The organism is Neorhizobium sp. SHOUNA12A, assembly GCF_023006505.1.
Taxonomy (GTDB): Bacteria; Pseudomonadota; Alphaproteobacteria; order Rhizobiales; family Rhizobiaceae; genus Neorhizobium.
In genome coordinates, this window is sequence record NZ_JALBGV010000044.1 from 33,450 (window position 1) to 47,782 (window position 14,333).

The window sequence follows — 14,333 nt, forward strand, 5'->3', positions numbered from 1 at the left end:
CCCTCATCCGGCTACCGCCACCTTCTCCCCGTTCTTGACGGGGAGAAGGGATATGCCGCACCGTCGCCGCTCCCCCTCGCCCCGCGTGCGGGGAGAGGGTCGCCGAGCGCAGCGGAGGCGGGGTGAGGGGCTGTCACGGCGCCCAGGAGACTAAGGGAGGAGGAAAAATGCAGGCCGAAAAACTATTCGATCTCAAAGGCCAAATCGCCGTCGTCACCGGTGCGGCGAGCGGCCTTGGCCTTGCCATCACCAAGACGCTGGCGGCCAATGGCGCGCATGTGGCGCTGCTCGATCTCGACGCCGAGACGCTTGCCGCCGCTTACCAATGGCTGAACGGCCAGGGCTTTTCCGCCGAAAGCCATCAGGTCGATGTCTCCGACAGCGCGAGCCTGCGCAACACCATCGATGGCATTGCCGAAAAACACGGGCATCTCGATATCCTCGTCGCCAATGCCGGCATCAGCGGGGGCCCGAATTCCCGCACGGAAGCGGGCGCGATCGAAAATGTCAGCGACGAGCTGTGGAACCGGGTGGTGGATGTGAACCTCACCGCCACTTTCGTCGCCATCCAGTCCGCCGCCAGGCATATGAAGAAACAGAGACAAGGCCGCATCGTCGCAATCGCCTCGATCGCCGGCTTGCGCGCCGACCCGATGACCGGTTACGCCTATGCATCCAGCAAGGGCGCCGTCGTCAATCTCGTCAAGCAGGCCTCGTGGGAGCTGGCGCCCTATAACGTGCTCGTCAACGGCATCGCCCCCGGCCCGTTCCGCACCAATATCGCCGGCGGCCGCATTCGCGAACCGGAGGTGGAAAAGGCCTTTGCCGACACGGTGCCACTCGGCCGCATTGCCGAGACGGACGAGATCATGGGCCTCGCCCTGCTTTTGGCATCGAAGGCCTCGAGCTTCATGACCGGCGCGGTAATCCCGATCGACGGTGGTACGATCGCTATTTGAGCCGACGTGAACGTCGGAATTGACAATATCAGGCTCCCTGCTTTATCCCCTTGAAGTGGACGAGGAAGCCGGGCTCACGAAAAGCCCGAAATTGACGAATGCCAGACGCATTCGTCTGATGAAAAACGGAGGAGACGACATGAACATCGCAACCAATCCAGACCGCTCGTCCGACGCTTACCAGTCCGCGCGTCTCCTGATCGATGGGGTCTGGCTGGAGAATGGCGACCGCAAGACGCAGCCGCTGATCAATCCAGCCACCGAAAAAGCGATCGGCGTTGTGCCGCATGCGACGGCGCAGGATCTCGACCAGGCGCTCGAAGCCGCAAGCCGAGCCTTTCCGCTATGGCGCGCGACGAGCCCGCGCGAGCGCGGCCGCATCCTGAAGCGCGCAGCCCAGTTGATGCACGACCGGCAGGAAGAGATCGCCACCCTTGCCACGCTCGAAATGGGCAAGCCGATCGCCGAAGCGCGGCTCGAAACCCATTTCGCCACGGAAGAAATGGAGTGGTTCGCCGAGGAAGGCCGCCGCACCTATGGCCGCGTCATTCCGGGCCGCATCGGCGAAACCCGCTTTCAGGTCGTCAAGGAACCGGTCGGCCCGACCGCCGGTTTTTCGGCGTGGAACTTCCCGGTCGGCAATGCCGCCCGCAAGATGGGCTCGGCGCTCGCCGCCGGCTGCACGATGATCTACAAGCCCGGCGAAGAGGCCCCGGCGTCTGCCGCGGCCGTCGCCCAGTGCCTTATCGATGCCGGTGTTCCGGCCGGTGTCATCGCCGTCGTCTACGGCGTGCCGGACTTCATCTCGCGCCACCTGCTCGCCTCGCCGATCATCCGAAAGATCTCGTTTACGGGCTCGGTCCCGGTCGGCCAGCACCTCATCCGGCTTGCCTCGGAAACCCTGAAGCGCACCACGATGGAGCTCGGCGGCCATGCGCCCGTGCTGGTCTTCGACGATGCCGACCAGACCGCCGCACTCGACATGTCGGTGCAGCGCAAATACCGCAACGGTGGCCAGGTCTGCGTTTCGCCGACCCGCTTCTACGTGCAGGACAAGTCGTACGACGCCTTCTGCGCCGGTTTCGCCGAGCGCGCTTCCAAGATCAAACTCGGCGACGGCCTCGATCCGGCGACCGGCATGGGACCGCTGGTCCACGGCCGCCGCCGTGACGCAATCGAGGCGCTGGTGCAGGACGCCACCTCCAAGGGCGCCAAACTGCTCGCCGGCGGCCATCGCATCAACAACGAAGGCTTTTTCTACGCCCCGACTGTTCTCGCCGACGTGCCAGGCGATGCGCGGATCATGAGCGAGGAGCCGTTCGGCCCGGTCGCGGTGCTCAACCGCTTCTCGGATTTCGACGATGCGGTCACCAAAGCAAATGAACTGCCCTACGGCCTTGCGGCCTATGCCTTCTCCAATTCGCACAAGACCATCGCAAAACTTTCCGACGCGCTGGAAGCGGGCATGGTCGGCATCAATTCCTTCAACATCTCGATGCCAGAAACGCCGTTCGGCGGGGTGAAAGCGAGCGGCCACGGTTCCGAAGTCGGGATCGAGGGCGTCGATGCCTACATGGTTACCAAAACGGTCAGCGTAAGCTGATCCGTCTGGTCAGCATCACCTGAGAGCTTCGGGTCGAAAGAGCTTCCAAGAGGACAAGAGCATGAAACACGAAAAACCGACCGGCACATTCGCCGCCGAAGCTGTGCTGACCCACATGAAGGCCGCAGGCATCGACGTCCTGTTCGCCAATGGCGGCACCGACTTCCCGTCGATCATCGAGGCGTTCGCCCGCCAGCCGGAAACCGGTCTGAAAATGCCGGAAGCGCTGGTCATCCCGCATGAGGGTGTCGCGGTCGGCATGGCGCACGGCTACTATCTGATGACGTCAAAACCGGCCGGCGTCATCGTCCACGTCAATGTCGGTCTTGCCAACTCGGTCATGGGCCTGATCAACGCCCGGTCGGAAAACGTGCCTGTCATGATGTTCTCCGGCCGCACGCCGATCACCGAACACGGCCGCTTCGGCTCGCGCTCCTCGCCAATCCATTGGGGCCAGGAAATGTTCGACCAGGGCGGCATGGTCCGCGAAGTGGTCAAGTGGGACTATGAACTGCGCTACCCTGAACAGGCGGGCATCGTCATAGACCGCGCCATGAGCATCGCCATGAGCGAGCCCCGCGGTCCCGTCTATCTGAGCCTGCCGCGCGAGGCGCTGGCCGAAGGTGCCGAGATCGAGATCAATCACCGTTCGACGGTCACTCCGACGACCTTCGGCCCGGCCGATCCCGATCTGATCGCAGAGGCCGCTGACCTACTCGCCAAGGCAAAGAACCCGCTGATCATTACCCAGAGCCCGGAGCTCGCTGCGGATTTCGAGCCGCTCGCCGGCTTCGTCGAAAAGTTCGCGCTGCCGACAATCGAGATGTGGGCAACCCGCCTGGCACTGCCGAGCGACCACCCAATGATGATCGGCCGCGACTCGACCCAGGTCCTGAAGGAAGCCGATGTCGTGGTCGTGATCAATGCCGCGGTTCCGTGGATTTCAGACCATACGGAGCTTTCAGCCGGCGCCAAGGTCATCGCCATCGGGCCGGACCCGCAGCATAGCCGCGTACCGATCCGCAGTTTTCCGATCGACATCGCGCTTGCGGGCGGCATCAACAAGACGATCGCAGCGCTTGCCGCTGCGGTGGCCGAGCGCGTGCCGGCTTCGGAAACCTTCTCCGAGCGTCGCGAAAAGTGGGCGAAGATCAAGGCGGCCCAGGCAGAGGCCGCCGACAAGCGCGCCGCCATGGGCAACGGTTCGCCGATGACACCGGCCTATGTCAGCCGCTGCATCTCCGATATTCTGGACGACAGGACGACTGTGGTGAACGAACTCGGCATTGATCCGTCGGTGATGAGCTTCAAATATCCGAAATCCTACTTCTCGACCCCGCTGTCCGGCGGTCTCGGCTTCGGCCTGACGGCAGCGCTCGGCGCCCAGCTCGGCGACCGCAGCCGCCAGGTGATCGCCACGATCGGTGACGGTTCCTACATGTTCGCCAACCCGGTCGCTTGCCACCAGACCGCGACCGCGCTGAAACTGCCGCTGCTGACGGTCGTTTTCAACAACGGCATCTGGAATGCGGTGCGCCGCTCGACGCTCTACATGTATCCGGATGGAAGTGCGGCGACCGCCAACACCATGCCGATCACCGCGCTCGATCCGGCTCCGGACTATGCCGCCGTCGCCCGCGCCCATGGCGCCCATGCCGAACGCGTCGAGACCGGCGCCGATCTGCCGGCGGCGCTGCAGCGGGCATTGGCCGCGACCAGGAGCGGGCAGCAGGCCATGCTCGAAGTCATGGTTTCGTACTAAGAGGCGTCGGTCATGGGGGGAGCCGGGAACGACGCAAGGACGATCGAGACGCTGGCGGAGCTCCGCCGGCGTTATCCGATGGTCGGCGATCTCGAAAAACGGGCGAAATGGCGCATTCCGCGTTTTGCCTACGAGTTTCTCCAGGGCGGCGCCGGCGACGAGACCGGCCTCAACCGCAACCGGACCGCACTGCAGGCGGTCGAAGTCGTACCGCGTTATGGTATCGACGTTTCCAAGGTCGACACCTCGGTCGAGCTCTTCGGCCATCGTTACGCCGCCCCGATCGGCATCTCGCCGATAGGTTTCGACGGCATGATGTGGCCGGGCGCCACCGAACAGTTCGCCAAGGCCGCCCAGGCCCACAATATTCCCTATCTGGTCGGCACGCTTGCCTGCGCGACGATCGAGAAAGTCGTGGAATGGGCGCCCGATGTCACCTGGTTCCAGCTCTACCCGATGGCGCCGAACAACCACCAATACAGCCTGGAAATGACTGATCGCGCCCGCATCGCCGGCGCGAAGGTTCTGGTCGCGACACTCGACGTGCCGGTGCGCGCCAAGCGCCCGCGCGATCTTCGCAACGGCCTCACCATGCCCTTCAAGCTGACGCCGAAGACGATGATCGCGGCGGCGATGGCACCCTTCTGGCTGGATGCGATCCGCCGCAAGGGCATGCCGACCTTCGCCAACATGGCAGGCTTTGCCGGCGCGCCAGACCGCGTCACCACCTCCGCCTTCGTGCAAAAGCATATCGGTGGCGGCTTCCCCTGGGAGCAAATCGCCCGGCTGCGCGACAGATGGCCGGGGCCGATGATGGTCAAAGGCGTCATGCACCCGGCGGATGCGGAAAAGGCGCTCGAACTTGGCCTCGACGGCGTGATCGTCTCCAACCATGGCGGCCGCCAGTTCGATGCGGCACCGGCAACGATCGACGTCCTGCCCGAAATCGCCCGCACGGTCGGCACCCGTGGTACGGTCCTGTTCGACAGCGGCGTCGTCTCCGGCGTCGACATGGTGCGCGCAGTCGCCTGCGGCGCCCATTCCTCCTTTGCCGGCCGCGCCTTCATGCTCGGTCTTGCCGCACTCGGAGACCATGGCGCCACCCATATGGCGCAGGCCTTCATCGAGGAATACCGCATCACGCTCGGCCAGAGCGGACTGCTGAATACGGACCAGGCCCGTCGCGCATCCGTACGCCATCCCGGCGCCTGGACCGCACAAGACTTCCAACCGCACCTCTAATCGACCATGTCTCCGGGGAGGAGAAACCCATGAAAGTTGCCGACGCCATCGTGGAAATTCTGAAACGCGAGGGGATCGAGGTCATTTGCGGTTACCCCGTGAACCACGTTCTCGAACACGCGGCCATGGGCGATATCCGCCCGATCATCGTGCGCCAGGAGCGCCACGGCCTGCATATGGCCGACGCCATGTCGCGCTTAAGCTCCGGCAAGACGATCGGCGTCTTTGCCATGCAGCTCGGACCGGGCACCGAAAACGCCTATGGCGGCATCGCCCAGGCCTATTCGGAATCCGTGCCGATCCTCGTGCTGCCAATGGGCTACGAGCGCCGCGTCGCGCATGTCGATCCGAACTACAATGCCACCCGCTCGATGCGCGACATCACCAAGTCAGCCGAGCCGATCACCTCGGCCGCCGAGATCCCGAACATTTTTCGACGCGCTTTCTCCAAATTGCGCAATGGCCGCGGCGGGCCGGTTCTGGTCGAGATCCCGAACGACATGTGGCAGGACGAGGTGCCGGAACCGCTGAACTATCGCCCGGTTCTTTCCACCCGCTACGGGCCGGACCCGATTGCCGTGCGCGACGCCGTCGATCTGCTGCTCGCCGCCAAGCGGCCGATCCTCTATGCCGGCCAGGGCGTCCATTACGCGCAGGCCTGGCCGCAGCTGAAACAGCTCGCCGAACTGCTGGCGATCCCGGTTTCGACCAGTCTCGAAGGCAAGAGCGCGTTTCCGGAAACCCACCCGCTGTCGGTCGGCGCCGGCGGTGCGGCGATCTCCAAGACCCTGCGCCATTTCCTCGACAGTTCCGACCTGATCTTCGGCATCGGCTGCTCGTTTACCGAAACCGCCTTCGGCGTGCAGATGCCGCTCGACAAGACCGTCATCCACGCGACGCTCGACCCCGACCACGTCAACAAGGATATCGAGGCCAAGGTGGCGCTGGTCGGCGATGCGGCGCTGACGCTCGACGCGGTGCTTGCCGAGCTCGAAGCCCGCAAGGTTTCTCCCCGCGACCACACGGAAGTCGCCGCCGAGATCGCCAAGGTCCAGGCCGAGTGGCTGGCGGAATGGATGCCGAAGCTCACCTCCGACAGCAAGCCGCTATCGCCCTATCGCGTGCTCTGGGACCTGCAGCACACGGTCGATATCGAAAACACCATCATCACCCACGATGCCGGCAGCCCGCGCGACCAGCTTTCACCGTTCTGGAAGTCGGTAAAGCCGCTCACCTATATCGGCTGGGGCAAGACGACCCAGCTCGGTTATGGCCTGGGCCTCGCCATGGGCGCCAAGCTGATGCATCCGGACAAGCTCTGCATCAACGTCTGGGGCGATGCGGCGATCGGCTTTACTGGCATGGATTTCGAGACCGCAGTGCGCGAGCGCCTGCCGATCCTGTCGATCCTCCTCAACAATTTCTCGATGGCGATGGAACTGCCGATCATGAAGGTGTCGACCGAGAAATACCGCTCGACCGACATTTCCGGCGACTATGCCGCCTTTGCCCGCGCGCTCGGCGGTTACGGCGAACGGGTCACCGACCCGGCCGAAATCATCCCGGCGATCAAGCGCGGCATCGAACAGACACAAAAGGGCGTGCCGGTCCTCCTCGAATTCATCACAACACAGGAAATCGCCCGTTCCCGCTACCACCGCATGCTGACGGGTGAGAAAAAATGACCTCCCTGAAATCCACCCTCGACGCCCTGAAGCTCCACTTCGGCGACCGGCTTTCCACCACGGAAGCGGTGCGCGAACATCACGGCCACGACATGTCCCGACAGCCCACAAGGCTGCCGGACGCAGTGGTCTATGCCGAAAACGAGGACGAGGTGGCGCGCGTCGTCTCGGCCTGTTTCGGGGCCGGCATACCAGTAACGCCGTTCGCGGCAGGCTCGTCGATGGAAGGCCACACGATCCCGCTGAAGGGCGGGATTTCGCTCGATCTCACCCGCATGAACAGAATAGTCCGGGTCAACCACGAGGATTTCGACGTGCAGGTCGAGGCGGGCGTCACCCGCAAGCAGCTCAACGCCCATATCCGCGATACCGGCCTGTTCTTCCCCATCGATCCCGGCGCCGACGCCTCGCTCGGCGGCATGGCCTCGACGCGCGCCTCCGGCACCACGGCCGTGCGCTACGGCACGATGCGCGAAAACGTGCTGGCGCTGCGCGTCGTCACCCCCCAGGGCAAGATCATCACCACCGGCCGCCGCACCAAGAAGTCCTCCACCGGCTACGACCTGACCAAGCTTTATGTCGGCGCCGAAGGCACGCTCGGCGTCATCACCGAGGTCACCGTCAGGCTGCACCCGATCCCGGAAACAATCGCCTCCGCCGTCTGCGCCTTCGAGACGATGCGTGGCGCGGTCGAAGCCGTCGTCGCCACTATCCAGAGCGGCATCCCGGTCGCCCGCATCGAATTCCTGGATGAAGTGGCGGTCGAAGCCGCCAACCGGCATGCCGGCCTGACCCTGAAGCTCGCGCCGACCCTGTTTCTCGAATTCCACGGCAGCCCGCGCTGGGTGGAGGAACAGTCGAACACCGCGCGCGAGATCGCCAACGAATTCGGCGGCTCGGACTTCGAATGGTCGACCCGCACCGAGGACCGCGAGCGGCTGTGGAAGGCCCGCCACGAGACGATCTATTCCAACCAGACGCTGCGCCCCGGCTGCAAGGCGTTTACGACGGACGTCTGCGTACCGATCTCGCGGCTTGCCGAAGCCGTCCTCGCCGCCCGCGAGGACATCGACAATTCCTTCGTGATGGGCAAGATCATCGGCCATGTCGGCGACGGCAATTTCCATGTCGGCTACCTGATCAAGCCGGAAATCCCGGAAGAACTGGCCGAAGCGGAACGCCTCGCCGAACGGCTCTATCAGCGCGCCATGGACATGGGCGGCACCTTCAGCGGCGAACACGGCATCGGCATCTCGAAGCTGAAATATCTCCGCCGCGAACATGGCGACGCCGTCGACATGATGAACGCCATCAAGGCCGCGATCGACCCGAAAGGCATCATGAACCCCGGCAAGCTGGGTCAGGTGGAGTAAGGGCGGACAAGGCCCTTAGATGATCACCGGCTGAGATCGATGCGGCTGGTCACCACCGATTTGCCGCTCGAAAGATCCTTGTCGACCGTTTGAAGCCGGAGGCGGTCATTGCCGATCTTCTCGATCGTCATGTTGGCGACGCGATCCCCGTTGATCACCCTCGCCCAGCGGACGCCAAGATTGATCGCATTGCCGCGGCGGTTGCCGGAAAGCATCGAAGGCTGCCCGGAGGGCCCGACATAGGTGCCGCTATAGCCGCGATCCGAAGCCTGGAGATCGGCCGATATACTGCGCCGGACGACCAGCAGGCCGCGGCAGGTTCCCTGCATCGACAGGGTGGTCGCTCCTGCGGTGGACGTGAAGCTGCAGGTGACATTGATGGGCGTTGCCCCGATGCGGATCAGAACCGTGCCCTCGCCGCTCCAGTTACCGGAAAGCGTTTTCAGGAAATCGCTTTCGGCGGCCAAAATGAGGCCCGGCAAAAAACCGGAGGCGATAAACGCAGCAGCGGCGAGAAATGAGCGCATGGCGACGATCCATCTGAACGCTCGCATCGAACGCCGGTTGAGCCATTCCGTTCCATCCGGCATCCAGAGCTGCCATCAAGTGGCCCAGCGGCGCGCGTTACACGCGTTTCGACTTGTTGCCGCGTGAGAACATGCTACATATGTAGCACTTTCAGGAGCTAACCATGCCGGTCACCACCAAAATCCGACGCCAGGGCGGTGCCGCGGTGATTACCATCCCGCCGGCCCTGTTGAAGTTGATGCATACCGAAATCGGCGATCAACTCACACTCGACGTCGCCAACGGTGAATTGATCGCCCGTCCCGTCGAGAACGGCCGCAAGCGCTACACCCTTAGCGAATTGCTGAAGGGAAGCGATGCTATGGCGATGCTGAACGCCGCTGTCGCCGATGCGCAGGAAGGCGATCCGATAGGACACGAGATCTGATGATCCGCAGCAACGTGCCGAGGCGCGGCGATGTCTACTGGATCGACCCAAACCCCGTCGCCGGCCGGGAAATGAAGAACCGGCATCGTTTCGTTGTCATCACACCGATCGAGATCAACAGGCTGGGCGTCAGCATGACGGTGCCCATCGCCACCGGTGGGGCTTTTATCCGCGATGTCGGTCTTGCGGTGGCGATTTCCGGCCATGACACGACCGGCGTCGCCGTTTGCAACCAGGTCCGCAGCTTCGACATTCCCGCCCGCATCCAGCAGAAAACCGCGCAATATATCGAGACGCTGGACGAGGCGACCATGAACGAAATCGTCTCGCGGGTGGTCAGCGCCATCGACCCTGCACCTGAACCCGCCTGATCTCTTTCCTTCATCCTCCCCTGCCCTAACTGAATTTTCCGGGCGAGGAAGAAGGAGAGAAAGGATGATCATCCGGTCTGGAAGCTGCCTTTGCGGCAACGTTCGGTATTCGGTGAAGGATGCGCCGGTCAGGATCGGGCTTTGCCATTGCGCCGATTGTCGCAAGGAAAGCGGATCGAGCTTCGTCACGTTCGGCATCTGGCCGCGGCACGGCTTTGAAAGCACAGGCGAGGTCAAGTATTTCCATGGCCGCGGTTTCTGCCCCGAATGCGGCTCTCGCGTCTTCAACGAGAGCGACAGCGACGAGATCGAGATCCGGGTCGGATCGCTCGACATGGCGCCGACCGACTTGGAACCGGTCTACGAAATATGGGTGAAGCGGCGGGAGAACTGGCTGAGCCCGCTTGCCGTCCCTCAATTCGAAGAAGATCGCAATTGACGCATTGTCGTCACGCGAGGACCCTATAAAGTGCCGCCGAGCGGACGGGAGACAGACAGATGTCGGAACTGATCGACAAGGCAATTGTCATCGCGACCGAAGCGCATCAAGGACAGTCGTCGAAAACCGGCGGTCCATTCATCGACCATGTCCGGCGCGTCGCCGAAAACGTCGCCGGCGAGGACGAAAAACAGGTCGCCTGGCTGCATGACGTGGTCGAGAAAGGCCCCGGCTGGACGTTCGAGCGGCTGCGCGAAGAAGGCTTTTCCAAAGCGGTCGTCGATGCCGTCGACGCGATGAGCAAACGCGACGGCGAGGAATATTTCGCCTTCGTCCGCCGCTCGATCGAAAATCCGCTCGCCCGACCGGTCAAGCGCGCCGACCTCACCGACAATCTTGCCCAGATGCGCCAGATGGGCGGCGACGGTTCGAAATTCGCCGAAGGCCTGCGTATCCTCAACGAGCGATATCCATCCTGAGATATCCAACCTGACGGGCGGAACCTTGCGCCATCCCTTGCCGTTCGTTTTCGCACGGCAGAAGCCGCGATCCAGCGACAGGATGGACTCATGGAACTCAAGAATCAGGTGGCTCTGGTAACCGGGTCAGGCTCGGGCATCGGCAAGGCGGCGGCGATGAAACTCGCGGCGGAGGGCGCAAAGATCGGCCTGCTCGGTCATACGAGAACGGAGATCGAAAAGGCTGCCCGGGAAATAGAGAAGGCCGGCGGAGAAGCGCTGGTGCTCGAAGCCGACGTTTCCGACGAAAACCGGATGCGCGAAGCGATCGACCGGCTTGCCGAAAAATTCGGGCGGCTCGACATTGTCGTCGCCAATGCCGGCATCAACGGCGTGTGGGCGCCGATCGACGACCTGAAGCCGGAAGAATTCGACAGGACGATCGCCGTCAACCTGCGCGGCACCTATCTGACGCTTCACCTCACCGTGCCGCATCTGAAGGCGCAGGGCGCAGGCTCGATTATCGTCGTCTCCTCGATCAACGGCAACCGCACCTTCACGACACCCGGCGCCACCGCCTATACCGCCACCAAGGCCGCGCAGGTGGCGATGGTGCAGCAGCTGGCGCTGGAACTCGGCAAGCACCACATCCGCGTCAACGCCGTCTGCCCCGGCGAGATCGAGACCAATATCCACGACAACACCAGGCTCCGTCACGAGCAGGAAACCGCGATCCCGGTGGAATGGCCCGACGGCCAGGTCCCGATCAGCGACGGCCGACCGGGAAAAAGCGCGGACGTCGCCGAAGTCATCGCCTTCCTCGCCTCCGACCGCTCCCGGCACGTGACGGGCACGCCGATCTACGTGGACGGCGGCCAGGGGCTGCTGAGGTAGGATTGTTTTCCGGTTTGATAGGGGCCGCTCGTGTCGTGCTAACGAACGAGAATGAGCCGAATGGAAGCGCTACGACAGGCTCATCATTCCGTTGGCCAAATTCCTCAGTTATAGTGCCACTTCGCTCTGAAAAATTCAGATGCGAAGTGCGCCTAAAACTTGCCTCGCACGATCTTCGAGAGTGATTTACTGTGCCGAACTGACGAAGTAGCTCGAACGTAAGCAGAAAGCACAAAATTTCTTCTGGAAGAGGAAAGAGATGCTCTAGACTCAACGTCCCGGAGCGGGAGAAGCTTTCCCTGGTTGTTTATGATTCGCATCACACCTGCCCGGTCATGTCTTACAGGCGGACCACTGTCCGGGAAAGGAGGTGAATGTGATGAGCAAGACGACCAAAATCGGCCGTAGCGCGATTACGGGGCGCTTCACCACGGTGAAAACCGCGGATTCGAAACCCCGTACTCACATCGTTACGACTCTCAAGAAAAAGTGACGTGACTTAGTCATCGACCTTCCGGGCGGCTGTTCTTAGCGGGATTGTCGCCCGGTTTTCTTTTAGCCTGAATTCATTGCGCGAGGCTTGATGTCTGCGCAATGGCGCCGCCCTTCTCCTCGTTTACTTTCTTAACGGAGTTTGAGATGCACGATAATTTCCGTAACTTGGATTTTGATCCCCGCAATTTGCCTGCAAAGTACCTAGAGGCAATCGGGCTTGCTGTCGCATGTTCCGCACAGACGGAAGACCATATGCAACTGGCTATCACCGGTTGTCTTGGACTAGATGGCGAGCTCGGATGGGCGATAACATCCCACATGACGGTCCCGCTACGGGAGAACGTTCTTAAGTCAGTTGCGGAAATAAAAATAGATAGCTTAGACGATTTAGACCAGCTCGATGAGCTAATAGACAAGGTCAAACTCGCCGCCGAGAGGCGTAATGCCATTGTTCATAATTTGTGGTGCCGCGACGAAAAAACTAACGATGTTTTCTTACTTAGAACGACTGCTCGTAATACAGTTAAAGTTGATCTCGTCCCTATGCCGCTCGACACCATAATCGATGACGCTAAATTTATCTACGGCGCTGGAATAGAGCTCCTTAATTTTCTACTTTCCAAGGGCCTCATGCCTTCACTTCCGCCTCGCGACCGCCCCCGCTTCCACAAGACGAAGGCTGCACGAAAGAAACGCGCTAAAGACTGACTAAGCGTGAGTCTATTAAGATTGAGCATTCAACCTGGATACGTTACACGCTTAGTTTAGGACTTCAGTCGCAATCCCTTTCGTGGAACCTGGGCCCTCAATCCGCGTTCATGTCGCGCAAAAGATTGAGGAAACACCCAATGAAGAACCTGCTTATCGCATCGGCCCTGGCCATTTCTTCCATTCTCTCGGTCGCCGGCCCGTCCGACGCCGCGAGTGTCACCGTCACCACCCATGAGCGGGTCGCTCCGCGTCATACCGTGCGCGAAGTCTACCGTCCGTATCGTCCCCGCCACCGTGACTGCATGGTCAAGAAGGTGAAGACCCGCTACCACGGCCGGATCGTCGTCAGGACCACCCGCGTCTGCCGCTGATCGCCGGATCGCAAATGAGAGAGGGCGGCGGCGATCGGGCCGGCGCCCTCTCTTTCGGGAAACCATTCGGGCGAGTACCGGAGGTTCAGGATCGCCTTTTTCCGGGCGACAGGCGCCGTCGGAAGATCTCAATATGCCTGCGATCGATCGTGCGCATAACCGCAAAATTCGGTTGCAATGCCACAAAAATCCGGCAATTTCCCTCTCCTGAAATGGAGGCAAGCCCATGTCCAGCACATCAGCGGAAAAAGCGCCAGTCATCGTCATCGACCTGCAGACCAACATGTTCGACGGTCTTGTCGAGCCGCCTCTCCATGATGCGGATCTCCTCACCGACCGCGCCCGCAAGGTGATCGACTGGGCGCGGCGCGAAGGCCGGGCGATTGCCTTCGTGCGCCATGACGGGCCGGAGGGCGATCCGCTGGCGCCGGGAGAGCCGGGCTGGCCCGTCTGGCCGGCACTTGGCCAGCGGGACGACGAGCCGACCTTCTCGAAGACCGTCCGCGACTCGTTCAGCAACCCGGAACTCGGCCAATGGATCGAGAACCAGGGTGCGCCCGAAGTGGTGATCCTCGGCGCCCAGACGGATTTCTGCGTCGCCGGCACGGTGCAGGGGGCGATCGCGGCCGGGCTGAAGGTGACGGTTGTTGCCGATGCCCACAGCACGCTCGATCAGCCGCAGGAGAGCGCCGCCGCCATCATCCGCCGTTACAATGCCCAGTTCGCCGAGGCCGGCGTCAATCTGGTGACCACCGAGGCGCTGATCGGTTCCCCGGCCGCCTGACCGGTTCTAACCCAGCTCCAGCCGGCGGGTGATGCCGACTGCCTCGAGAAATACCTCGTCGTGGCTGACCACCAGCAGCGCGCCGTCATAGGCGCGCAATCCGGCCTCGACCGCGGCGATGGAATCGATATCCAGATGGTTGGTCGGCTCGTCGAGGATGAGCAGCGACGGCGGCGACCGCCCGCCGAGCACGCAGGCGAGCCCCGCCCGCAGCATCTGCCCGCCCGACAG

15 protein-coding genes and 1 pseudogene are annotated in these 14,333 nt (G+C 62.4%); 14 read left to right on the forward strand and 2 right to left on the reverse strand.

All coding sequences use genetic code 11. The features are described 5' to 3' along the window. Window positions 1-167: 167 nt before the first annotated feature. The 6 genes from MOV63_RS19385 to MOV63_RS19410 all read left to right on the forward strand — a co-directional run bounded on the left by MOV63_RS19385 (window position 168) and on the right by MOV63_RS19410 (window position 8,624). Window positions 168-959 (forward strand): SDR family NAD(P)-dependent oxidoreductase, encoded by a 792-nt coding sequence (locus tag MOV63_RS19385; RefSeq protein WP_247035977.1) that lies wholly within the window; start codon window positions 168-170, stop codon window positions 957-959. A gap of 139 nt (window positions 960-1,098) precedes the next feature. Next, window positions 1,099-2,562: an NAD-dependent succinate-semialdehyde dehydrogenase gene (locus tag MOV63_RS19390; protein ID WP_247035979.1), complete on the forward strand. Its 1,464-nt coding sequence runs from the start codon at window positions 1,099-1,101 to the stop codon at window positions 2,560-2,562. 61 nt (window positions 2,563-2,623) lie between these two features. Next, window positions 2,624-4,324 (forward strand): thiamine pyrophosphate-requiring protein, encoded by a 1,701-nt coding sequence (locus MOV63_RS19395; RefSeq protein WP_247035981.1) that lies wholly within the window; start codon window positions 2,624-2,626, stop codon window positions 4,322-4,324. A gap of 12 nt (window positions 4,325-4,336) precedes the next feature. Further along, window positions 4,337-5,566 (forward strand): alpha-hydroxy acid oxidase, encoded by a 1,230-nt coding sequence (locus MOV63_RS19400; RefSeq protein ID WP_247035983.1) that lies wholly within the window; start codon window positions 4,337-4,339, stop codon window positions 5,564-5,566. Next, the gene (locus MOV63_RS19405) at window positions 5,566-7,251 is read left to right on the forward strand and encodes a thiamine pyrophosphate-requiring protein (protein ID WP_309500839.1); all 1,686 of its coding nucleotides are present in this window, start codon (window positions 5,566-5,568) and stop codon (window positions 7,249-7,251) included. Before MOV63_RS19400 ends, MOV63_RS19405 begins: the two co-directional genes overlap by 1 nt. Then, window positions 7,248-8,624, forward strand: a complete 1,377-nt coding sequence (locus MOV63_RS19410; RefSeq protein ID WP_247035988.1) for an FAD-binding oxidoreductase — start codon at window positions 7,248-7,250, stop codon at window positions 8,622-8,624. The genes MOV63_RS19405 and MOV63_RS19410 overlap by 4 nt, the downstream gene beginning before the upstream one ends. 23 nt (window positions 8,625-8,647) lie before the next feature. Here the strand turns inward: MOV63_RS19410 and MOV63_RS19415 are convergent, their stop codons facing one another. After that, window positions 8,648-9,151, reverse strand: coding sequence for a hypothetical protein (locus MOV63_RS19415; RefSeq protein WP_247035989.1), 504 nt, complete (start codon window positions 9,149-9,151; stop codon window positions 8,648-8,650). A 164-nt stretch (window positions 9,152-9,315) separates the two neighbouring features. Here MOV63_RS19415 and MOV63_RS19420 point away from each other — a divergent pair, with 164 nt between their 5' ends. The 8 genes from MOV63_RS19420 (at window position 9,316) to MOV63_RS19455 (ending at window position 14,102) form a co-directional block, all read left to right on the forward strand. Then, window positions 9,316-9,579: an AbrB/MazE/SpoVT family DNA-binding domain-containing protein gene (locus MOV63_RS19420; protein ID WP_247035990.1), complete on the forward strand. Its 264-nt coding sequence runs from the start codon at window positions 9,316-9,318 to the stop codon at window positions 9,577-9,579. Then, window positions 9,579-9,950 (forward strand): type II toxin-antitoxin system PemK/MazF family toxin, encoded by a 372-nt coding sequence (locus MOV63_RS19425; protein ID WP_247035992.1) that lies wholly within the window; start codon window positions 9,579-9,581, stop codon window positions 9,948-9,950. The genes MOV63_RS19420 and MOV63_RS19425 overlap by 1 nt, the downstream gene beginning before the upstream one ends. A 64-nt stretch (window positions 9,951-10,014) precedes the next feature. Then, entirely contained in the window at window positions 10,015-10,389 is a 375-nt protein-coding gene (locus MOV63_RS19430) for a GFA family protein (RefSeq protein ID WP_040124052.1), read from the forward strand. 59 nt (window positions 10,390-10,448) lie between these two features. After that, a complete protein-coding gene (locus MOV63_RS19435) occupies window positions 10,449-10,868 on the forward strand; it encodes an HD domain-containing protein (RefSeq protein WP_247035993.1) in 420 nt (139 codons plus the stop codon). Window positions 10,869-10,958: 90 nt separating this feature from the next. Beyond that, window positions 10,959-11,741, forward strand: coding sequence for an SDR family NAD(P)-dependent oxidoreductase (locus tag MOV63_RS19440; RefSeq protein WP_247035994.1), 783 nt, complete (start codon window positions 10,959-10,961; stop codon window positions 11,739-11,741). 639 nt (window positions 11,742-12,380) lie between these two features. Continuing rightward, complete coding sequence (locus MOV63_RS19445; RefSeq protein ID WP_247035995.1) at window positions 12,381-12,944, forward strand: hypothetical protein; 564 nt, start codon at window positions 12,381-12,383, stop codon at window positions 12,942-12,944. 140 nt (window positions 12,945-13,084) lie between these two features. Further along, the gene (locus MOV63_RS19450; protein ID WP_247036001.1) at window positions 13,085-13,318 is read left to right on the forward strand and encodes a hypothetical protein; all 234 of its coding nucleotides are present in this window, start codon (window positions 13,085-13,087) and stop codon (window positions 13,316-13,318) included. 226 nt (window positions 13,319-13,544) lie between these two features. Then, window positions 13,545-14,102: an isochorismatase family protein gene (locus MOV63_RS19455; protein WP_247036005.1), complete on the forward strand. Its 558-nt coding sequence runs from the start codon at window positions 13,545-13,547 to the stop codon at window positions 14,100-14,102. Between the two features lie 6 nt (window positions 14,103-14,108). On the opposite strand, the pseudogene MOV63_RS19460 reads toward MOV63_RS19455, so the two are convergent. Next, window positions 14,109-14,333, reverse strand: a pseudogene (locus MOV63_RS19460) (ABC transporter ATP-binding protein); the annotation flags it as partial.